19 protein-coding genes are annotated in these 20250 nt (G+C 72.0%); 11 read left to right on the forward strand and 8 right to left on the reverse strand.

Annotated features, from left to right (window positions below):
• The first annotated feature begins 80 nt into the window (after positions 1 to 80).
• From L2C96_RS34510 to L2C96_RS34530, 5 genes are all read left to right on the forward strand, one after another.
• The gene (locus L2C96_RS34510) at positions 81 to 695 is read left to right on the forward strand and encodes a serine/threonine kinase C-terminal domain-containing protein (protein ID WP_237339180.1); all 615 of its coding nucleotides are present in this window, start codon (positions 81 to 83) and stop codon (positions 693 to 695) included.
• The gene (locus tag L2C96_RS34515) at positions 692 to 2401 is read left to right on the forward strand and encodes an AbeC-like domain-containing protein (protein WP_237339181.1); all 1710 of its coding nucleotides are present in this window, start codon (positions 692 to 694) and stop codon (positions 2399 to 2401) included. Before L2C96_RS34510 ends, L2C96_RS34515 begins: the two co-directional genes overlap by 4 nt.
• Before the next feature lie 4 nt (positions 2402 to 2405).
• A complete protein-coding gene (locus tag L2C96_RS34520; protein ID WP_237339182.1) occupies positions 2406 to 2768 on the forward strand; it encodes a hypothetical protein in 363 nt (120 codons plus the stop codon).
• A 1141-nt stretch (positions 2769 to 3909) separates the two neighbouring features.
• Positions 3910 to 5787: a propionyl-CoA synthetase gene (locus L2C96_RS34525; protein ID WP_237339202.1), complete on the forward strand. Its 1878-nt coding sequence runs from the start codon at positions 3910 to 3912 to the stop codon at positions 5785 to 5787.
• Positions 5788 to 6029: 242 nt separating this feature from the next.
• On the forward strand, positions 6030 to 7598 hold the full coding sequence (locus L2C96_RS34530; protein ID WP_237339183.1) for a beta-N-acetylhexosaminidase: 1569 nt from the start codon (positions 6030 to 6032) through the stop codon (positions 7596 to 7598).
• A 43-nt stretch (positions 7599 to 7641) separates the two neighbouring features.
• On the opposite strand, the gene L2C96_RS34535 is transcribed toward L2C96_RS34530, so the two are convergent.
• Both L2C96_RS34535 and L2C96_RS34540 read right to left on the reverse strand, forming a co-directional pair.
• Complete coding sequence (locus L2C96_RS34535; protein ID WP_237339184.1) at positions 7642 to 8547, reverse strand: RNA polymerase sigma-70 factor; 906 nt, start codon at positions 8545 to 8547, stop codon at positions 7642 to 7644.
• A gap of 11 nt (positions 8548 to 8558) precedes the next feature.
• Positions 8559 to 9107: an SDR family NAD(P)-dependent oxidoreductase gene (locus L2C96_RS34540; protein ID WP_237339185.1), complete on the reverse strand. Its 549-nt coding sequence runs from the start codon at positions 9105 to 9107 to the stop codon at positions 8559 to 8561.
• A gap of 198 nt (positions 9108 to 9305) precedes the next feature.
• Between L2C96_RS34540 and L2C96_RS34545 the strand changes: the two genes are divergently transcribed.
• Together L2C96_RS34545 and L2C96_RS34550 are read left to right on the forward strand one after the other, a co-directional pair.
• Positions 9306 to 10115 carry an SGNH/GDSL hydrolase family protein gene (locus L2C96_RS34545; protein ID WP_237339186.1) on the forward strand — a complete coding sequence of 270 codons (810 nt, stop codon included), beginning with the start codon at positions 9306 to 9308 and terminating at the stop codon, positions 10113 to 10115.
• Positions 10088 to 10654: a TetR/AcrR family transcriptional regulator gene (locus tag L2C96_RS34550; protein ID WP_237339187.1), complete on the forward strand. Its 567-nt coding sequence runs from the start codon at positions 10088 to 10090 to the stop codon at positions 10652 to 10654. Before L2C96_RS34545 ends, L2C96_RS34550 begins: the two co-directional genes overlap by 28 nt.
• Here the strand turns inward: L2C96_RS34550 and L2C96_RS34555 are convergent.
• Both L2C96_RS34555 and L2C96_RS34560 read right to left on the reverse strand, forming a co-directional pair.
• On the reverse strand, positions 10639 to 12075 hold the full coding sequence (locus L2C96_RS34555) for an aminotransferase class V-fold PLP-dependent enzyme (RefSeq protein ID WP_237339203.1): 1437 nt from the start codon (positions 12073 to 12075) through the stop codon (positions 10639 to 10641). The genes L2C96_RS34550 and L2C96_RS34555 overlap by 16 nt on opposite strands.
• A gap of 21 nt (positions 12076 to 12096) precedes the next feature.
• Positions 12097 to 13896: a heavy metal translocating P-type ATPase gene (locus L2C96_RS34560; RefSeq protein WP_237339188.1), complete on the reverse strand. Its 1800-nt coding sequence runs from the start codon at positions 13894 to 13896 to the stop codon at positions 12097 to 12099.
• A gap of 71 nt (positions 13897 to 13967) precedes the next feature.
• Between L2C96_RS34560 and L2C96_RS34565 the strand changes: the two genes are divergently transcribed.
• The 4 genes from L2C96_RS34565 (at position 13968) to L2C96_RS34580 (ending at position 17025) form a co-directional block, all read left to right on the forward strand.
• Positions 13968 to 14324 (forward strand): ArsR/SmtB family transcription factor, encoded by a 357-nt coding sequence (locus L2C96_RS34565; RefSeq protein WP_020421587.1) that lies wholly within the window; start codon positions 13968 to 13970, stop codon positions 14322 to 14324.
• 16 nt (positions 14325 to 14340) lie between these two features.
• Entirely contained in the window at positions 14341 to 14832 is a 492-nt protein-coding gene (locus tag L2C96_RS34570) for a PH domain-containing protein (protein WP_235716256.1), read from the forward strand.
• Positions 14829 to 16274, forward strand: coding sequence for a PH domain-containing protein (locus tag L2C96_RS34575; RefSeq protein WP_237339189.1), 1446 nt, complete (start codon positions 14829 to 14831; stop codon positions 16272 to 16274). The genes L2C96_RS34570 and L2C96_RS34575 overlap by 4 nt, the downstream gene beginning before the upstream one ends.
• A 70-nt stretch (positions 16275 to 16344) precedes the next feature.
• On the forward strand, positions 16345 to 17025 hold the full coding sequence (locus tag L2C96_RS34580) for a DUF2306 domain-containing protein (RefSeq protein ID WP_237339190.1): 681 nt from the start codon (positions 16345 to 16347) through the stop codon (positions 17023 to 17025).
• Here L2C96_RS34580 and L2C96_RS34585 read toward each other — a convergent pair.
• Genes L2C96_RS34585 through L2C96_RS34600 form a run of 4 tightly spaced genes read right to left on the reverse strand, consistent with a single transcriptional unit; the run spans position 16997 to position 20220 of the window.
• Complete coding sequence (locus L2C96_RS34585) at positions 16997 to 18184, reverse strand: epoxide hydrolase family protein (protein WP_237339191.1); 1188 nt, start codon at positions 18182 to 18184, stop codon at positions 16997 to 16999. The genes L2C96_RS34580 and L2C96_RS34585 overlap by 29 nt on opposite strands.
• Complete coding sequence (locus tag L2C96_RS34590) at positions 18181 to 18606, reverse strand: MarR family winged helix-turn-helix transcriptional regulator (protein WP_202961471.1); 426 nt, start codon at positions 18604 to 18606, stop codon at positions 18181 to 18183. Before L2C96_RS34590 ends, L2C96_RS34585 begins: the two co-directional genes overlap by 4 nt.
• 12 nt (positions 18607 to 18618) lie before the next feature.
• Positions 18619 to 19491 carry a sterol desaturase family protein gene (locus L2C96_RS34595; protein WP_237339192.1) on the reverse strand — a complete coding sequence of 291 codons (873 nt, stop codon included), beginning with the start codon at positions 19489 to 19491 and terminating at the stop codon, positions 18619 to 18621.
• 48 nt (positions 19492 to 19539) lie between these two features.
• Entirely contained in the window at positions 19540 to 20220 is a 681-nt protein-coding gene (locus tag L2C96_RS34600; protein WP_237339193.1) for a helix-turn-helix transcriptional regulator, read from the reverse strand.
• Between the last annotated feature and the right edge of the window lie 30 nt (positions 20221 to 20250).

Genomic DNA, 20250 nt, shown 5'->3' on the forward strand with positions numbered 1-20250 from the left:
CACGAGCGGTTGACGAGGGGACAGTGATGCCGCCTCCTGGGGGCCAGCCGAGCTCGGCGCGTCTGGCGCTGCTCGCGGGTGTGGCTAACCTCGTCGTGCTCGGCGCGGTCGGTACCGCGCTGCTGCTCGTCCGCGACAGCGGCGACGGCGGGACCACCCAGCTGGCCACGGCCACGTCGAGCTCGGCCGCGACGACCACGAGCGCGTCGAGCAGCCGCCGCACCTCGACGACGACCACCACGACGACGACGAGCAGTTCGGCGCCGCCGGGGAGCGAGGTGACCGGCCCGGCCGGGATCCGCACGGTCATCCCGGAGGGCTGGACCGTCGCGCCGACCCAGTCCGCGGGCAGCGTGCAGGCCACTGATCCCGCCGACAGCTCCCGCTTCGTCCGCTACGGCGGCTCGGCCGTGCCGAACGCTTCGATCATGGAGTCCCACCTCGAGGCCGAAAGCGACTTCGCCGCCGCCCGGCCCGGCTACTCCCGGGTGGAGCTCGCCCAGACGACCCTCCGCGGGTACGAGGCGATCGTGTGGGAGTTCGAGTGGACCGCGCCGGAGGGCAGGCGGCACGTGAAGGCCGAGTACTGGCGCGCCTCCGGCACCGAGTACTTCGTGTACGCCTCGTCGAAGGCCGCCGACTGGCCCGAGATGGTCCCGATCCTCACCGCCATGACGGAGAACGCGATCCCGTGACCGGAACGATGACCGCCTGGACCGTCCCGCACCAGGTGCGGCCCCAGGACGACACGACGCGGTACCTGTGCGCCGCCGCGCACCTCGACTCCGGATACGCCGACCGCGCGATCCGCGAGTTCCTCACCGAGCCGACCCGGCCGCTGCCGCACTCGCCAGGGTTCGACCCGGCGCGGGTGCTGGTGGAGGCGATCGCCTCGCGGGGCCGCCGCAAGCTGCGCGACGGCATCCTGGCGGTGCTGTTCGGCTTGTTCGTCTGGGCCTCGGGCCCGAGCCTGTTGCTGTTCACGTGGCTCGCGCTCGCGGTGGCGCTGGTGATCCCGTCGATCTGGCGCAGGGCGATCAACGTGGCGCTCAAGGCGGCGATCGTCGTCGTGCTCGGCACGTTCGCGCTGGCCGGTCTGCTGATCTACTTGCTCGGCGCGATCGATCCGGAGGCCACCGAGGACTTCACCGGCGGCTACTACGGGGACTACTACAGTCCGCCCGCCGGCGACGATGAGGTCTGGTTCTACGTCTCGATCGCGCTGGTCGTGCTGATGTTCGCGATCCTGGTGACCGACCGGCTGGTGGTGCGGTCGCTGCTCGTCGACCGGTTCGGCTACCGCGCCCGCAATCGGCCGCCCGCCGACCCGTTCACCACCGAGCGCCCGCTGCTCGGCCTGTGCCCGCCGCGGTTCGTGCGGCAACTGCACCGCTACCGGGACGCCGAGGAAAGCCCGCAGGGCGCGGTGCCGTTGTTCGTGCACCGCGGCTACAACCCGTTCGTCGGCGCCGGGTCGCACCGGGAGTCCTGGTCGATGGCGTTGCCGCTGGACCGCCTGCCGGAGGATCACAAGCCGGACGGCACGCCGTTCGACGAGCTGACCACGCCGTTGCTGTACGAGCGGGTCCGCGCGGCGATGGCTGTGCTGCAGGAGAGCGAGTCGCTGTCGCCGGACCGGCGGTTGCGTGAGCTGTCGATCCGGGAGGCCGTGTTCGCGTCGTCGGCGGAGCTGATCGACCACGTGAACCAGCCGGAGTCGGTGGTGTACCTGCGGGGCCTGGACCGGGCGCCGGAGCGGTACCTGCCGCCGGGCGAGGTGGCGGCGCTGCGCCGGCAGCCGCGTGAGTGGGCGCGCTACTACCTGTGTTTCCAGGTCGAGACGTGGGACCGGGACCTGGTGATGTCCAGCTACCTGCACGCGGCCGTCGACGCCAGCACCCTGTACCTGGAGTGGACGCCGTGTGTGCTGCCGCCGGTGCGGGACCGGTACCGCGCGGTGGACAAGCTGCCTGCCGGGGTGGCCGCCCCGATCGGGCAGGCGCTGCTGCGGTTGTTGCGGTTGCCGGTGACGATCTGGGGTCGCGCAAAGCACACGCTGGAGTGGATCCAGCCGCTGCGGCAGGACCGCGGCCTGATCAACCCGGACGCCTACGGCTCGCTGCGGACGTTGCGCGAGATGGCGGCCGCTGAGGACGTGGACAGCTATTTTCAGCTGGTCGACGTGGAGCGCTACGAGAAGATCCTGCACAGCAGGCTGATGCCCGCGATAAGCCGCATCCTGCGCGACTGCGGCTATTCGCCGGCGAGTTTCGAGCGCCAGGCCGCGACCGTGATCCACAAGGAGATCACCATCCACGGCGACAACTACGCCCCCATCAACACCGGCGCCAACACCGGTTCGATGGACGGCGCGAACGTGCAGACGGCCAAGGGGGACTGAGCACATGACCGGCATCAACATCAGCGGCGGGAACTTCGGCCCGATCAACACGGGAACGAACAGCGGCTCCATGAGCGGCGCGAACATCAACCAGCAGCAGGCGCCGCTGGTCACGCTGCTGGAGCAGCTGCGTGCCGAGACGGCCGCGCTGGAGGTCGCGGACCGGAAGGCGCTGGACCGGAACTTGGCCGGTCTGCTGGAAGACGCGCGGAAGGCCCAGGACCCGGACACGGCCGAGGACGTGGAGCCCGAGGTGGTCCGCACCCGGTGGGAGAAGGTGAAGGCTCTGCTGTCCCAGGCATCCGAGGTGAGCGGGACGGTGGCGCAGATAGGTGGACATGTTTCGGAGCTCATCGGGGCTTTCTGACTCGTCAGGGTTCTTGGGTTTCTCGTGCCTGGCCTGTCTGCGGGGGCACGGGTGCCGGGGACGGGTGTGCCGCAGCTTCACGAGTGCGTGGTGGTTGCGAGCTGCGCGCGAAAACTTGACTCGGCCCGGCGAGACGGCGATCAGACACGCGGCGGACCGCTGGCCCAAGGGTTCAGCGGTAGCGAACCGAGGGCGGCGGCGGCCGGCGCGGCAAAGTGGCGATCAACCGCGGCGGGCCGTAGCTGCACAGGGGCGCGGCCGTAACGAGCCGCGGCGGGTGACGCGCGGCGGGCGACCGGTCGGGCGCGGCCGTAACGAGCCGCGGCGGGCAGTGGCGACCTGCGGCGGGCGACGGTCGGGCGCGGCAAGGCGGCGACTGCAAGGCGACGGGCAGCAGTGGTGGTAGCGCACGACCCGCAGTGACTGCGCGCTGCGGCACGCTGGGTGCGTGGTGTGGTTGGCCCGGCAAAGGCGGCAGTCGATGCGCGGCGGGCCGCAGCTGCACAAGGGCGCAGTCGTAACGAGCCGCGGCGAGCGATGGTTGGGCCCGGCAAGTGACTGTGGGACGGCAGGGCGTGAGCGGGTGCAGCGCACGGCAGGTGGCGGCTGCGTGCTGGGCGGTGGCTGAGCGCCGGGCGGTGGCTGAGCGCGGTCGGTGGCTGAGCGCGGTCGGTGGCTGAGCGCGGCGGGTGGTGATTCAGGGCGCCGGTGGCGGCTGTGCGCGGCACTGGGGCCGCGCGGCGGTGGCGCGGCGCTGGGGCAGCGCGGCGGTGCGCGCGGGCGCACCAGGGGCCGCGGTGGGCACGTGGGGGTTTGGAGGGCGGCGCGAGGCGGTCAGACCGCGTGGAACGGCCGGGTGGCGCGGAGAGGCGAGGTGGCCGGGCGGCGCGAGGCGGTCGGACCGCGGGGAGCGGCGCGGCGCAGGGCGGCGAGGCGGCCGAGTGGCGTGGGGGCGGTCGGACCGCGTGGAACGGCCGGGCGGCGGAGCGGCGAGGCGGCCGGGCGACGCAGAGCGGCCGGACCGCGTGGGGCGGCCGGGCGGCGGAGCGGCGTGGGGCGGCCGAGTGGCGCGGGGGCGGTCAGGGGGCGGGGATTGCGTCATGATGTGGGGCACGAGCTCGACGACGAGGAGGTCTGCCCCATGGGCCGTCACGTGGAGGAACACCAGCGCAGCCTTACTGATCCGGAAGGGTTCTGGCTCGCGGCGGCGAAGGCCATCGATTGGACTCGTGAGCCGTCGCGGGCGTTGGACTCTTCGCGGGCTCCCTTGTTCCGCTGGTTCCCGGACGGGGAGCTCAACACCGCCTACAACGCCCTCGACCGGCACGTCGAACGCGGGCGCGGGGAGCAGCCCGCCCTGATCTGGGACTCGCCGGTCACCGGGGGCAAGCGGACCTTCACCTACGCCCAGCTGCGGGACGAAGTCGCCCTGTTCGCGGGGGCCCTGCGGTCCCTCGGCGTCGGCAAGGGCGACCGCGTCATCGTCTACCTGCCGATGGTTCCCGAGGCCGCCGTGGCGATGCTCGCCTGCGCCCGGATCGGCGCCGTGCACTCCGTGGTGTTCGGCGGCTTCGCGCCCAAGGAACTCGCCGCGCGCATCGAGGACGCCAAGCCGAAGGTGATCGTCGCCGCGTCCTGTGGCATCGAGCCGAACCGCGTGGTCGAGTACAAGCCGATCATCGACGAGGCCCTCGCCGCCACCACCCATCAGCCGGACAAGGTCGTGGTGCTGCAACGCGACGCGGCGCAGGCGACGCTCGGCGAACGGGACGTCGACTGGCGGGAACTGGTCGCCGGGGCGAGCCCGGTCGACCCGGTCCCGGTCGCGGCTACCGACCCGCTCTACATCCTCTACACCTCCGGCACCACCGGGAAACCGAAGGGCGTCGTGCGCGACGCGGGCGGCCACGCGGTCGCGCTGGCCTACTCGATGCACGCGGTCTACGACATCCAGCCCGGCGACATCTGGTGGACCGCCTCCGACGTCGGCTGGGTGGTCGGCCACTCCTACATCGTCTACGCGCCACTGCTGATCGGCGCCACGACCGTGATGTACGAGGGCAAGCCGGTCGGCACCCCGGACGCCGGCGCCTTCTGGCGCGTCATCAGCGAACACAAGGTGAAGGCCCTGTTCACCGCTCCGACCGCGCTGCGGGCGATCAAACGGGTCGACCCGGACGCCACCGAACTCGCGAAGTACGACCTGTCGTCGTTCCGCACCCTGTTCATGGCCGGTGAGAGGCTCGACCCGGAGACCCTGAACTGGGCCGCCGACAAGCTGGGCGTGCCGGTGATCGACCACTGGTGGCAGACCGAGACCGGGTGGCCGATCGCGGCGAACCCGCGCGGGCTGGAACCGATGCCGGTGAAACCGGGCTCGGCGACCGTCCCGGTGCCCGGCTACGACGTGCGGATCCTGGACCAGGCCGGCGACCCCCTGCCTGCCGGGCAGGAAGGCGCCATCTGCATCAAACTCCCGATGCCGCCGGGCACCCTGCCGACGCTGTGGGGCGACGACGAGCGCTACGTGGAGGCGTACCTGTCGCGCTACGAGGGCTACTACCTCACCGGCGACTCGGGCTACTTCGACGAGGACGGGTACCTGTTCGTCATGGGCCGCACCGACGACGTCATCAACGTGGCCGGGCACCGGTTGTCGACCGGGTCGATGGAGGCCGTGCTGGCGGCGCACCCGGCCGTCGCCGAGTGCGCGGTGATCGGCGTGCACGACTCGCTCAAGGGCCAGCTGCCGCGCGGGCTGGTGGTGCTCAAGTCCGGTGTGGACGTCGACGAGGAAACGCTGAAGGCGGAGCTGATCGCGGCCGTCCGGCGGGACATCGGCCCGGTGGCGGCGTTCCGGCAAGTGTCCGTTGTGGACGCGCTGCCGAAGACGCGATCGGGCAAGATCCTCCGCAAGACCATGCGCGGACTCGCCGAAGGCCGGGACGAACCGGTGCCGTCGACCATCGAAGATCCTTCGGTGCTCGACAAGCTGCGCGCGGTGCTGCGGGACGACTGACCGCGAAAGAGTCCACTTGAGACGGATGAGGCCGTTCGGCAGGGCGTTGATGTTCACACCGACAAGCTAGACCCGAGCACCGACAGAAAGCACTGTCCGGCCGGGGAATCGCCACCCGAACGAGTCGAACGCGGCGGTTCACCCGGCCGGAGCAGTGCGACGGCAACCGGGGCATTGCGCGCGCCGGAACACTGGTCTATACCTTTAGGGGACCCGCTCCCGATCCCCGCGGAGAGTGACCCATGCGCAGATCCCTGGCCGGCCTGCTCGGCGCCACCGCGCTCGCGCTGACCGCCCTCACCCAGCCCGCACTCGCCAGCGAACCCGCCACCGCGCCGAGCACCCGCGCGCTGGCGGACGTGATCCCCGTTCCGGTGTCGGCGATCGCCGACCCCAAGGCCGACTTCCGGCTGACCCCGGCCACCGCGATCGAGGCCGACCGCGGCGCCCGTCAGGTCGCCGACTACCTCGCCGGCCTGCTCCGCCCGTCGACCGGGTACCGCCTCCCGGTCGTCGAGCGCACCTCGGCGCCGTCCATCGCGCTGGAGCTCGGCCCGACCGCGCGGGTCGGCGACCAGGGCTACCAGATCACGGTGACGAAGAAGGGCGTCACGCTGCGCGCGAACAGCGGCGACGGCCTGTTCGCCGGCGTGCAGACGTTGCGCCAGCTGCTGCCCGCGCAGGTCGAGTCGCGGCAGGTGGCGCGCGGCCCGTGGATCGTCCCGGGCGGGAAGATCGTGGACTACCCGCGCTTCGCCTACCGCGGCGCGATGCTCGACGTCGCACGGCACTTCTTCACCGTCGACGAGGTCAAGCGCTACATCGACCAGATCGCGCAGTACAAGGTCAACCGGCTGCACCTGCACCTGTCGGACGACCAGGGCTGGCGGATCGAGATCAAGAGCTGGCCACGCCTGGCGACGTACGGCGGCAGCACCGAGGTCGGCGGCGGCCCGGGCGGCTACTACACGCAGGAGCAGTACAAGGACCTGGTGGCCTACGCCGCGTCCCGGCACATCACGGTGATCCCGGAGATCGACATGCCGGGCCACACCAACGCCGCGCTGGCCTCGTACGCGGAGCTGAACTGCGACGGCGTCGCGCCGCCGCTGTACACCGGCATCGAGGTCGGGTTCAGCTCGCTGTGCGTGGACAAGGACATCACCTACAAGTTCCTCGACGACGTGATCGGCGAGCTCGCCGCACTGACCCCGGGCCGCTACCTGCACATCGGCGGGGACGAGGCCCACGCCACGACCCCCGAGGACTACCAGAAGTTCATGGGCCAGGTGCTCCCGATCGTCGCCAAGCACGGCAAGCTGGCGCAGGGCTGGCACGAGATCGCGAAGGCCGATCCGCCGGTGTCCGCGGTGCCGCAGTTCTGGGACACCGACGGCGTCGACGCGGACACGGCGGCGGCCGCCGCGGCGGGCAACAAGATCGTGGTTTCGCCGGCCAACAAGGCCTACCTCGACATGCAGTACAACGAGAACAGCCCGCTCGGCCTGCACTGGGCCGGGTACGTCGAGGTCGCCGACGCCTACGACTGGGACCCGTCGACGGCGGTGCAGGGCGTCGGCGAGGCGTCCGTAGCGGGTGTCGAGGCGCCGTTATGGTCGGAGACCCTGACCGACAGCGACGACATCGAGTTCATGGCCTTCCCGCGGCTGCCCGGCATCGCGGAGATCGGGTGGTCGCCGAAGTCGACCCACGACTGGAACGGCTACCGCGAGCGGCTGGCGCAGCAGGCGCCGCGGTGGGAGATCCAGGGGATCGACTTCTACCGCTCCCCGCAGGTCGACTGGCCGTGAGCAGGGCCGTGGGCCCGGCGCGTCCCCCGCGCCGGGCCCGCGGTCAGTTCCCGGCTTCCCGGAGGGCAGCCCACGCGTCCGCCACGGGCGCCAGGTGCCCGAGCTTGTCCGGGTTGCTGACGGTGCGGATCGTCTGGACCACTCCGTCGGCGATGTCGAACGCCCAGATGCTGATCAGCCCGCCGTCGCGGTCCCGGAAGATCGCGCCGGGCTGGCCGTTGACCGGGTGGACGGCCACCTGGGCGCCGATCCGCGCGAACATCGGCATGAGCGTCGCCAGCACGCCGGCCACCGCGCCCGCCCCGGTGAACCGCTCCACCCACTGCGGCGCCTTGCCGCCGGCGTCGCCGATCATCTGCACGTCGGCGGCCAGCAGCGAGGTCAGCGCGCCGACGTCCCCGTTCCGGAACGCGTCGAGGAACCGCCCGGCGAGCTCGTCCCGCTTGGCCCGGTCGGCCTCGAACCGGGGGCGGCCGGCGTCGACGTGGCGGCGGGCCCGCACCGCGAGCTGACGGCACGCCGCCTCCGAACGCCCCACGGCGGAGGCGATCTCGGGGAAGCCGAACCCGAACACCTCGCGCAGCACGAAGACCGCGCGCTCCAGCGGGCTGAGCCGCTCCAGCAGGAGCAGCGCCGCCATCGACAACGAGTCGGCCAGCTCCGCCGCGCGCTGCGGGTCCTCGTACGGATCGGCCAGCAGCGGCTCCGGGAACCACGGCCCGACGTACTCCTCCCGCCGGACCCGGGCCGAGCGCAACACGTCGATCGCGATCCGGCTCACCGTCGCGGACAGGAACGCCTTGACCGACTCCGGCCGGGTCGGCGACGTCGCGAAACGCAGCCAGGTCTCCTGCACCGCGTCCTCGGCTTCGCTCACGCTGCCCAGCAGCCGGTAGGCGATGGAGAACAGCAGCGGCCGCAGCTCCTGGAACTCCTCGGAGCGGTCCATCACGCCCCGGTCTACCACGGCAGCGGCCCGTCCTCTGCGAAGAACCCGGCCGTCGGTCCGTCCGGGCCGAGCGTGGCCAGCCGCACCACGACCGCGGCGCCCTGCGCGACGGTCAGGAACCCGGTGTGGTTGTTGCTGTCCGTGTCCACGAACCCGGGAGCGACCGCGTTGACCAGGACACCGTCCTTGCGCAGCTCGTTGGCGTACTGGACGGTCAGCGCACACAGGGCGGTCTTGGACGGGCTGTACGCCGCGGACGGCAGCAGCGCCGCGAAGGGGCCGTCCGGGTCGCTGGTCAGGGTTAGCGAGGCGGCGTGGCTGCTGACGTTGACGATGCGCGGCGCCGGTGACCGCCGCAGCAGCGGCAGCACCGCGTTGGTCACCGCGATCACGCCGAACACGTTGGTCTCGAACACCGCACGGACCATGTCCAGGTCGACCGTGCTCGGGATCTGGTCGCGCGCATCCGCCGGGTCGACCTGCCCGGATCCGGTGATGCCGGCGTTGTGACCAGCACAGGAGCTGTTGCTGGGCGAACAGCAGAAGGTCGCGCTGGTCACCGGAGCGAACAAGGGGATCGGGCGTGGCGTGGCCGAACAACTGGCCGCGCTCTGCATGACCGTCGGTCGCTCCGGGTGGATGTTCGGCACCCGAGACGAGACAGCCGCTCCCCCTGTGACATCCGGTCGAGTAGACAGCGTCTACAGATCTTGGTACACAGGTGTCTACCAGGTGAACACCGGATGTCGGAGAGCTGAATGGGCTATCAGAGGTTCGTCGCCCTCGGCGACAGTTGCGCGGAAGGCCTGCACGACCCGTACCCGGGCACCGACATCTACCGGGGCTGGGCCGATCTGGCCGCGGCCACGCTGGCCCAGTACGACCCCGCCTTCCGGTACGCCAACCTGGCCGTCCGCGGCCGCCGCCTCGACCAGATCATCGTCGAGCAGATCCCCGCGGCACTGGACCTCAAGCCCGACCTCGTCACGCTCTTCGGCGGCGCGAACGACGTCATGACCCGCACCTACCGCGCCGAGGTCGTCGCGAAGCGGGTGGACGCGGCCATCCGCATGCTCACCCGCGCCGCGCCCACCGTCGTCGTCTTCACGCTCAGCGACGTCTCCGGCCGCGTGCCCGGCCTGCTGCGCATCCGCCACCGCCTGGAAGCCCTCAACGACGCGATCCACGCGTCCGCGGCGAAACACGGCGCCGAGGTGGTCGACCTGTGGGGCGAGGAAGCCGTGCACGACCTGCGCTACTTCGGCCCGGACCGGCTGCACCTGTCCGAGTACGGCCACCGCCGCCTGGCCGCGCACCTGCTCACGACCCTCGGCGTCGACTACGACCCGGCCTGGCTGGAGCCGCTGCCCGGCGACCCGGTGCGCCCCGGCCTGCGCGCGCACGCCGGGTGGGTGTGGCGCGAGGTCCTGCCGGTGATGGTCACCCGCACCCGCAACTGGTTCACCGGCCGGTCGCCCGGCGACGGTTTCGCGCCGAAGCGCCCCGATCTGCTCCCCGTCATCGCCGACGAGCTGGCGTCGTGGAAAACGATCCCCGGCAGCGCCTGATCGACAGCGCCGTCGCCGTCCTGACCAGCGAGGGTGTCGAGGCCGTCACCCTGCGGCGGATCGCGCGCGAGGCGGGCGTCTCGCACGGCGCGCCGCTGCGGCACTTCGCCGGGCGGGCCGAACTGCTCGCCGCGGTCGCCGCGTCCGGGTTCGCGGAGCTGCACGACCGCGCGGCCGCCCTGCCGGAGGGCAACCCGCAGCAACGGCTGCTGACGGCGTGCCGCCGCTACCTCGACTTCGCGCTGGCGAACCCGGCCATGTTCGAGCTGATGTTCCGGCCGGACCTGATCGACGTGCGCGAACCCGCGCTGGCCCGCCTGTCCAGCGCGGTGTTCGAGCAGTTCCTGGACCTGGTGACTCAAGCGCAAGCGGTCGGCTGGCGGCGGGGCACCGCTTCGCGTCCGCTCGCCGCGTCGCTGTGGGCGTCGCTGCACGGCCTCGCCGCGCTGTGGCTGCGCGGCGGGTTGCCGTCGGCCGCCGAGTCCTCCGACGTCGAGCAGACGCTGGCTGTCACGCTCAACACCTACCTCCGCTCCTGACACGCGGCGGCGATCCGCCGGTACGCCGCCTCCACGTGCTCGGCGCGGGTGGCCGGTGAGCCGACCGCGAGCCGCAGCAGCACGTGCCCGTTCACCTTGGTGTGGCTCAGGAACAGCTCGCCCGACGCGTTGAGCCGTTCCATCGCGGCGAGGGTCTCCGCGTCCGGGTCGGGAACGGACGACGGCCACCGGGGCCGGAAGCACACCAGCCCGAACGGGTGCCCCGGGTGCAGCTCGAACCCGTCGTCGGCGTCGATCAGGCGGGCGAACCGCGCGGCCAGTTCGACGCAGTTCCGGATGTGCGCGCGCAGCCCCTCCGCGCCGTACCAGCGGATCACCGACCACAGCTTCAGCGCGCGGAACCGCCGCCCGAGCGGAACCTGCCAGTCCCGGTAGTCGATCACCTCGCCCGACTCCGTCGCCGTGTTGCGCAGGTACTCCGGCAGGATCGACAACGCGTCGATCATCGGCCGCCGGTCCCGCACCCACAGCACACCGCAGTCGAAGTTGGTGAGCAGCCACTTGTGCGGGTTGGTCGCGTACGAGTCCGCGTACTCGGCCACGCCGTCGTTGATCCACCGCAGCTCCGGGCACACCGCGGCTGATCCGGCGTAGGCCGCGTCCACGTGCAGCCACACCCCGGCCGCGCGGCACACCGCGCCGATCTCCGCGACCGGGTCGATCGCCGTGGTGGACGTCGTCCCGATCGTCGCGCAGACCAGCGCCGGCACCGCGCCCCCGGCCACGTCCTCGGCGATCATGCGCCGCAGCTCGGCGACGTCCATCGCGAGCGTCACCGGATCCACCGGCACCATCCGGACGTTCTCCCCACCGAGACCCGCGATGCGGCCGGCCCGCTGCAGTGACGAGTGCGTCTCGGTGGAGACGTAGATCCGGTAGGTGCCCGTCACGCCGTGGTCGCGGATCTTCCCGCCGCTCGCCCGGTGCAGCGCGGCGAGCAACGCCACCAGCGCCGCGCTCGACGCCGAGTCCTGGATGACCCCGCCACCCGCGCCGTCGGTGCGGAACTCGGCGGGCAGCCCGAGCAGCTCGGCGAGCCAGTCGACCACGACGGTCTCCAGCTCGGTGCACGCCGGGCTCGTCGCCCACACCATCCCCTGCACGCCGAGGCCGCTGGACAGCAGGTCGCCGAGGATCGCCGGGCCGGAGGCGTTGGCCGGGAAGTAGGCGAAGAAGTCCGGGTGCTGCCAGTGGGTGATGCCCGGCAGGATCACGCGGTCCAGGTCGCCGAGGAGGTCCTCGAACGGCTCACCCCGCTCCGGCGGGTGCGCCGGCAGCCGGTCGCGCACCTCCCCCGGCGCGAGCGGCGAGCGCACCGGCCGGTCCTCGATCGTGCTCAGGTAGTCGGCCACCCAGTCGACGACCTGCTTGCCGTAGCGCCGGAACTCCTCCGGTGTCATGTGCCCCGTCATGTCCCCGAGTCAACCGCGCCACGCCTTTTCGCGCAGCAACCGCAGGCCGTTGAGCGCCACCAGCACCGTCGAGCCCTCGTGACCGGCGACGCCGAGCGGCAGCGGCAGCTCGCCGAACAGGTCCCAGAGCACCAGCCCGACGATGAACCCGCCCGCGATCGCGAGGTTGGCCAGCACCAGCCGCCGCGCGCGACGGGCCAGTGCGACGACCGCGGGGATCGCCGTCAGCTCGTCCCGCACGACGACCGCGTCGGCGGTCTCCAGCGCCAGGTCCGATCCGGCCCGTCCCATCGCGATGCCGGTGTTGGCCGCGGCCAGGGCGGGCGCGTCGTTGACGCCGTCGCCGACCAGCAGGACCCGCTCGCCGAGCTCCCGGACGGCGGCGACCTTGTCCTGCGGCAGCAGCCCGGCCCGCACGTCGGTGATGCCGACCTCGTCCGCCACCCGCGCCGCCGCCCGCGGGTTGTCCCCGGTCAGCAGCACGGGGGAAGCCCAGCTCAGCGCGGTCACGGCGGCGCGCGCGTCCGGGCGCACGCGGTCGGCGAGCCCGAGCACGCCCGCCGGTTCGCCGTCCACCCGGACCAGCACCGCGGTCCGCCCGTCCGCCTCGGCCTCGCGCACCGCCTCGCCGTCGTCCCGGCCGACGAACACCTGCCGCCCGTCGACCACCGCGTGCACGCCCCGGCCGGGCTCGGCGCGGAAGTCCCGCGCCGGAGGCACCCGGTCCGCGGCCGCGACGATCGCCCGGCCCAGCGGGTGCTCACTCGCCTGCTCCGCACCGGCCGCGAGGCGCAAAACATCCTTTTCGGACATCCCGAGTGGACGGACCTCGACCACGCGCGGCGACCCCTCGGTCAGGGTGCCGGTCTTGTCGAACGCGACGCGCTCCGTCGTGCCGAGCCGTTCGAGCACCACAGCCGACTTGACCAGCACACCGTGCCGCCCGGCGTTGGCGATGGCGGACAGCAGCGGCGGCATGGTCGCGAGCACCACTGCGCACGGCGAGGCGACGATCATGAACGTCATGGCGCGCAGCAGCGTTTCCTGCAGGCCGGCGCCGAAAACCAGCGGCACCAGGAACAACGCCAGCGTCGCCACCACCACGCCGACCGAGTACCGCTGCTCGATCTTCTCGATGAACAGCTGGGTCTTCGCCTTGGTCGCCGACGCCTCCTCGACCATCGCGACGATCCGCGCCAGCACCGTGTCCGAGGAGTCGCGCGTGACCCGCACCCGCAGCACGCCGGTGCCGTTCAGGGTGCCCGCGAACACCTCGTCGCCGACGGCCTTCGGCACCGGCATCGACTCGCCGGTGATCGACGACTGGTCCACCTCGCTCGCGCCGTCCAGCACGACGCCGTCCCCGCCGATGCGCTCCCCCGGCCGGACCACGAACTCGTCGCCCACTTCGTAGCTGTCCGCCTCGCCGGTCAGGTCGAGGAGGCTGCGCACCGAATCCGCGGTGCGTTGCGTGGCGACCGCCTCCAGCGCGCCGGAGGTCGCGAAGATGACGATCAGCAGGCCGCCGTCGAGGACCTGCCCGATCGCCGCGGCGCCGACGGCGGCCACGACCATCAGCAGGTCGACGTCCAGCATCCGCTCGCGCAGCGCCCGCAGCCCCGCCAGCAGCGGCTCCCACCCGCCCGCGGCGTAACAGCCCAGGTAGAGGGCCCAGTACAGCCAAGCGGGGCCGCCACCGAGGTCGGCCGCGAGCCCGGCCAGGAACAACACCAGCGCGGCCAGCGCCCACCGGACCTCGGGCAGCAGCAGCCGGCGCGCGGGACGGACCGCGGCCGCTCTGTCGATCATTTGCACCACGTGCCGAAGCATACCCGAACACATGAAGACGTCTACATGTGTTCTTCGACTAGAATCGTCTCGTGGGTCACGGAGTCGACAGCAAGGACAGGCGGGCAGCGTCGCTGGACGCGCAGAGCGCGGCGACCGTCGCCGCCACCCTGCAGGCTCTGGCCACACCCAGCCGCCTGCTGATGCTCTCCCGGCTGCGGCAGGGGCCGTGCGCGGTCGGCGAGCTGGCCGAGGCGGTCGGCATGGAGCAGTCCGCGGTCAGCCACCAGCTCCGCCTGCTGCGCAACCTCGGCCTGGTCACCGGGCAGCGCTCGGGCCGCAGCATCGTCTACAGCCTCTACGACAACCACGTCGCCCAGCTGCTCGACGAGGCCGTCTACCACATCGAGCACCTCCGGCTCGGAGTTCCGGACAGCACCACCGCCTGACTGGCAAAGTGGTGGCGTGACGAATCCCGTGGTGGATCTGCGGCCGCCCGCGAACCTGGTCAGCCGCAAGGCCGTGCTGTTCTGGGCCACGCGTGCGGCGATCGGCTGGGTCGTCGTGCTCGCCGGCGAGGGCGTGTGGCTGGGGCTGACCGGCTGGTTCCCGCTGGTCGTCGCGCTCGCCGTGACCGCGGTGGTGGCGATCGCGCACCTCGCCGTCATGCCGCAGTGGCGCTTCCGCGTGCACCGCTGGGAGACCACGCCCCAGGTCGTCTACACGCAGTCCGGCTGGATCAACCAGGAGCGCCGCATCGCGCCGGTGTCCCGGATCCAGACCGTCGACACCGAACGCGGCCCGCTGGAGCGGTTGTTCGGGCTGGCGAACCTGACCGTGACGACGGCCTCGGCGCGCGGACCCGTCCAGATCCACGGCCTCGACATCGAGGTCGCGCAGCGGCTGACCCAGGAGCTCGCCACGCAGACGCAGGCCACGCCGGGGGACGCGACGTGAACGACGACTGGCAGCGGCTCAGCGCGCGCATGCTCGCGGTCCACCCGGTGCAGGAGGTCGTGCGCCTGCTGCCGGTGCTGATCGGCGTGCTGTTCATCGGCCGCGGCGGCCAGGGGCAGATCTGGAGCCTCGTCGGCCTCGGGCTGGCGATCGCGGCCGGGCTGCTGCGCTGGTTCACCACGACCTACCAGATCACCGCCGAGCACGTGCGTGTGCGGCGCGGCCTGCTCAGCCGCAAGGAACTCTCCGTGCCACGCGACCGGATCCGCACGGTCGACCTCACTTCCCGTCCACTGCAACGGATCCTCGGGCTGAGCCGGGTCGTGATCGGCACCGGCCGCGGCGACTGGCAGGGCGCGATGGGCGTCACGCTGGACTCGCTGGCGACAGCGGATGCCGCACGGTTGCGCGAAGAGCTGCTGCACCGCCGCACCGAACACACCGAGGGCCTGGTGGACGTGCTGGCCGAACTGCGGCCGGGGTGGGTGCGGTTCGGGCCGTTCACGCTGTCCGGCATCGCCGCGATCGGTGTGGTCGTCGGCTCGCTGGCCAACCTGTTCAACGAGGTGCGCATCGACGAGGACGACTTCGGGATGCTGCAGTCGCTCGTCGGCCGGGTCGCGTCGACTCCGGTGTGGCTCATCGTGATCGTGCTGCTGGTGCTGACCGTCGTGCTGGTGTCCGTGCTGTCGGTGATCGCGTACGTGCTGGCGTTCTGGAACTTCCGGCTGGCCCGCGGCGAAGGCACGCTGCGCGTGACGCGCGGCCTGCTGACCACCCGCCAGACCACGATCGAGCTGCGCCGCCTGCGCGGGGCCGAGATCAGCGAACCGCTGCTGCTGCGCGCCGCCCGCGGGGCACGCTGCTCGGCGATCACCACCGGATTGCGTGGCGAGCACAGCGGTTCCGTGCTGCTGCCGCCCGCCCCGCGCGCGGTGGCGCACCGCGTGGCGGGCGATGTCCTCGAAGATCCGGCGGCCGCCACTGCCGAACTGGTCCAGCACGGTCCGCGCGCCCACCTGCGCCGGCACACGCGGGCGTTCCTGTTCGCGGCGGCCGTGACCGGGCTGTGCGCGCTGCTGTGGTGGTTCGCGGACTGGCCCGCCTGGCTGTGGCAGGTCGCGCTGGCGCTGTTCCCGATCGGCGCGTTGCTGGCCGAGGACCGCTACCGCAACCTGGGGCACGCGCTGATCGGCGGCAAACTGGTGTTCCGGCAGGGCAGCCTGGTGCGGCGGCGACAGGTGCTCGCGACCGAGGGTGTGATCGGCTGGGTGTTCCACCGGTCGTTCTTCCAGCGGCGGGCCGGGCTGATCTCGCTGACCGCGACCACGGCCGCCGGGCGTCAGCACTACACCGGCGTCGACGTCCCGGCCGCGGAAGCCATCGCGCTCGCCGACGCCGCGGAACCCGGTCTGCTGGAGCCGTTCCTGGTCCGGCGGTAGGGACAACCCGACCGGCGATCGACCGGTGCACCGCAGTGATCTCGTTGCCGCACGGGCGAAAACTCGTGGCATGACTGCTTCGACGCGGATCCGCCCGCCGCTCGTCGGACTCGGGCTCGTCACTGTCGCCTTCCTCGCCTACGCGCTGCCGCCCTACCTCGGGCTGGACCCGGCGCAGTCCCGCGTGCCGGCCCGGTCCGGCACGTGGTTCCACTACCCGCTGCTGGTGACGCACATCTTCCTGGGCACGGCGGTGCTGGTGACCGCCGTGCTGCAACTGTGGCCGTGGCTGCGGCAGAAGCACCCCGAGGTGCACCGGTGGAGCGGCCGGATTTACGTGTTCGCGGCCATCCCGGGCGGGCTCGCCGCGCTCGCCGTGGCGCCGCTGGGGGCGGCCGGGCTGAACCAGCGCGCGGCGAACACGATGCTGGCGCTGCTGTGGCTCGGCACGACGGTGACGGGTTATGTGATGGCCCGGCGGCGCCGGTACGCGCAGCACCGCGAGTGGATGGTGCGCAGCTTCGCGCTGTGCTTCTCCATCGTGGTCAACCGCCTGTGGACGACGGTGTGCGTGGCCGCGTTCGTGCCCGACCCGTCCGACGCGGTGGCCCTCCAGCAGGCGATCGGCGTCGGCACGTGGATGAGCTGGCTGGTGAACCTGCTGATCGCGGAGTGGTGGCTGCAGCACACGCGGCACCGCCGCAAGACCCGCCGCGCGCCGCTCAGCTCTCCCGTGCCAGCCGGAACGTGAGGCGCAGGTCCGCGACCCACTCCGCCGGGATCTCCCACGGGATGAAGTGCCCGCCACGCTCGTGGGCGCGCACGTTGACCAGGTTGTACCAGCCACCCCGCTCGCTCGCCACGAAGTTCCGCACCCGCTCGCCGGGCGTCGACACGCCCGGCGGGTTTTCGTGGTTCACCAGGGTGAGGCCGGTCGGCGCCTCGACCACCGGCTGCCGGTCGTGCGACGGCGTCCACGGGTAGCGGTTGTTGTTGGCATACGTGCGGATCGAGGTGCCGATCGTGTTCGTCACCCAGTAGATCGTCGCGTGGGTGAGCAGGTCGTCCTTGCGGTACACCGTCTCCGGGGAACTCCACTTGACCCACCGCTGCAGGATCCACGCGAGCATCCCGGCGGGCGAGTCCGTCAGCCCGAACGACAGCGTGCTCGGCTCCAGCACGTGCGCGGTCAGGTGCACCGCGAACCGCCGCTCCAGCTCCAGCACCCGCGCGTGCGCGTCGGCGGGCAGCCCCGGCGGGATCGGCTGCCCGCCGGTGATGTCCCACGCGCGCTCGCCGTTGAACATGCTCAGCTTCTGCCCGGATCCGATGTGGATGCCGTGCAGTGAATCCGCGTGCTTGTGCCCGAGCTGCCCGGCGATCAGGGCGCCGACGTCGCAACCCCCGACGGCGTACTTGCCGAACCCCAGCACCCCGGTCATCAGCTCGTGGAAGATGTCGGCGATCTTCCAGTAGTTCAGGTCCGCGCGCGGCAACGGCGACGAGAACCCGAAACCGGGAAGCGACGGCACGATCACGTCGAACGCCTCCCCGTCGCCGTCGGGTTCGGCGAGCGAGTCGACCACTTTCGACCAGTGCCAGAACGTCCACGGCCACCCGTGGAGCAGGATCAGCGGCGTCGGGGACGGCCCGGCGCCGGGTTTGCGCATGAAGTGCACGGGCACGCCGCCGACCTCGACGCGGTAGTGGTCATAGGCGTTCATCGCCGCCTCGGCCGCCCGCCAGTCGTAACCGGACCGCCAGTGCTCGACGAGTTCCTGGAGCAGCGCGCGGTTCACACCGTAGGCGGAGTCCTCGTTGCCGAGGTCGTCCGGCCAGCGGGTCAGCTCCAGCCGCCGCCGGAGGTCGTCGAGCACCTCGCCGGGCACGTGGATGGGCGTCGGTTTCACTGTTCCCCCAGTTCTACGAGGTGCAGGAGGGCGGGCAGGGCGGCGGCGATCGCGGTCCGTTCCGCACGCGGCAACTGAGCGGCGAGCCGCTCCAGGTGCTTGATCCGCTCGGCGCGCCGCCCCTCGACGATCGCCGCGCCGTCGGGCGTGATCCGCACGATCACGGCCCGCCCGTCGGAGGGGTCCGGCAGCCGCTCGACGAGTCCCTCGCGCTCCAGTTTGGTCACCATCTGCGTGATCGCGGACTGCGTGACCTGCTCGTCGGCGGTCAGCTCGCCCAGCCGCTTCGGCCCGCGGGTGGCGAGCGTGTGCAGCACGGACAACGTGGTGAAGCTCAGCCGCTGCACCGCGGGCAGGCGGATGTTCATGCGCGTGAAGCGCTCCATCACGACCGTCAGCTCGGTGATGTCCAGCTCGCGCACCACCCAGTTATATCAGTTACTAATATTTTTCGTCGTGCACGCTCCGCTCGGCCGGAACGGCTCGGCGAGCTGCGCCAGGTACCCGTCCGGGTAGTGCGGCTTCGCCGCCATGCCGAGGTCGTCGCTGCGGAACCGCCGCTCCGGGTCGTAGGAGTAGGTGCCGAGGCAGTGGTCCCACAGCAGCGTGAACAGCCCGAAGTTGACGTCGCCGGCCCCGGCCCACTTGAGGTGGTGGAACCGGTGCGCCTGGTTCAGCGCGAGCACCGCGCGCAGCGGCCCCACCCGGTAGTCCACATTGGAGTGCTGCAGGAGCAGCTGGACCGCGACGCACAGCGCGAGCACGCTCGCGACGGCGGACGGCATGCCGAGCAGGACCAGCGGCGCGACACCGGCGGCGGTTTCCAGGGTCTGGTGCAGCGGGTGCTTCATCAGCCCGTTGAACCCGTACGCGCGTTTGACGCTGTGGTGCACGGCGTGCAGCCGCCAGAGCGCCGGGACCTTGTGGCTGGCCAGGTGCACCAGCGTGATCCCGAGGTCGGCGACGAGGACGGCGATCAGCACCTGCACCGCGAACGGCAGCGAGCCGGGCCAGATTCCGTCGATCGACGCGACCGCGGTGAGCGCCGGGAGCACGGCCAGACCGGCCAGCGTCAGCGTTTCGTTCACCACGGCGTGGGCGACATCTCGCCGGTCGTCGCCGTGCGGGACGTTCCAGTCGTCGCGGTAGGGCAGGACGCGTTCGGCGGCGAAGGACGCGCCCACCGCGACGAACAGCAGGCCGAGCAGCCAGAGCTTCGGATGACCGCCGGCCGCCAGGGCGATGGCCGCGCCGTCGACGACGAGGAGCATGAACGGCACGTAGCCGTACCGGACGAGGGTTCGCATGCCGCCGACCCTGCCCGCAGGCGGACCGATCCGGCTTGAACGAACTGGCTACTCCCACCGCACGCCGCGGGTCAGGGCGGACGGGGCGAGCCCGAACATGTCGTGGCAGACGCGCGTCAGGTGCGCGCTGTCCGCGAACCCCGCCGCGTGGGCCGAGTCGGTCAGCGTCGCGCCGGTGCGGGCGTGCTCGATCGCGCGCTGCAGGCGGGCCCACCGCACGTACGCGCGGAACGGCAAGCCGATCTCGTCGCGGAACAGGTGCCCGAGGCGCGACGCGGAGATCCCGGCCACGCCGGCCACTTCCGTCAGCGGGACGGTGGCGTCGAGCATCGCGGGCACGGCCTCGACCGCCCTGCGCAACGCGGGGTGCAGGCTGGTGGGCTCGTCCGCCCAGCCTTCAGCCAGGGATTCGCCTGCCGCCCGCCACGCCGCGGGTGATCCGGCGGGCAGGCCAGTGCCGCGGACCCGGGCGAGGAGCGACCGGCCGAGCACGCCGGTGGCGTCGACCCAGATCAGCTGCCCGGCCGCGCCACCGTGCATCTCGTGTTCGGCGCCAGCCGGGATCACGGCCGAACGGCACCACTCGTCGCCGTCCGCGCCACGCAAGCGCACCGGCTCGTCGGCGAGCACCACCTGCACGGCGGCGTGCCGGTGCCGGTGCGCGTCCCCCACCGTCCCGCGGTAGCCGAGCCGGCCAGGGCGCAGCGTCGCGGTTCCCCGCCAAGTCACGGCTCCCACCCAACACGAAAAACCGCCGAT

Origin of the sequence: Amycolatopsis tucumanensis (assembly GCF_021654135.1) — a bacterium.
Taxonomy (GTDB): Bacteria; Actinomycetota; Actinomycetes; order Mycobacteriales; family Pseudonocardiaceae; genus Amycolatopsis_E; species Amycolatopsis_E tucumanensis.

Excerpts from the sequence above, each read along its gene's own strand:
- L2C96_RS34525 (WP_237339202.1), top strand. The coding sequence starts at position 3,910 with ATGGGCCGTCACGTGGAGGAACACCAGCGCAGCCTTACTGATCCGGAA.
- L2C96_RS34595 (WP_237339192.1), bottom strand. The coding sequence starts at position 19,491 with ATGCGAACCCTCGTCCGGTACGGCTACGTGCCGTTCATGCTCCTCGTC.
- L2C96_RS34530 (WP_237339183.1), top strand. The coding sequence starts at position 6,030 with ATGCGCAGATCCCTGGCCGGCCTGCTCGGCGCCACCGCGCTCGCGCTG.
- L2C96_RS34555 (WP_237339203.1), bottom strand. The coding sequence starts at position 12,075 with ATGACACCGGAGGAGTTCCGGCGCTACGGCAAGCAGGTCGTCGACTGG.
- L2C96_RS34535 (WP_237339184.1), bottom strand. The coding sequence starts at position 8,547 with ATGGACCGCTCCGAGGAGTTCCAGGAGCTGCGGCCGCTGCTGTTCTCC.
- L2C96_RS34580 (WP_237339190.1), top strand. The coding sequence starts at position 16,345 with ATGACTGCTTCGACGCGGATCCGCCCGCCGCTCGTCGGACTCGGGCTC.
- L2C96_RS34560 (WP_237339188.1), bottom strand. The coding sequence starts at position 13,896 with ATGATCGACAGAGCGGCCGCGGTCCGTCCCGCGCGCCGGCTGCTGCTG.
- L2C96_RS34545 (WP_237339186.1), top strand. The coding sequence starts at position 9,306 with ATGGGCTATCAGAGGTTCGTCGCCCTCGGCGACAGTTGCGCGGAAGGC.
- L2C96_RS34520 (WP_237339182.1), top strand. The coding sequence starts at position 2,406 with ATGACCGGCATCAACATCAGCGGCGGGAACTTCGGCCCGATCAACACG.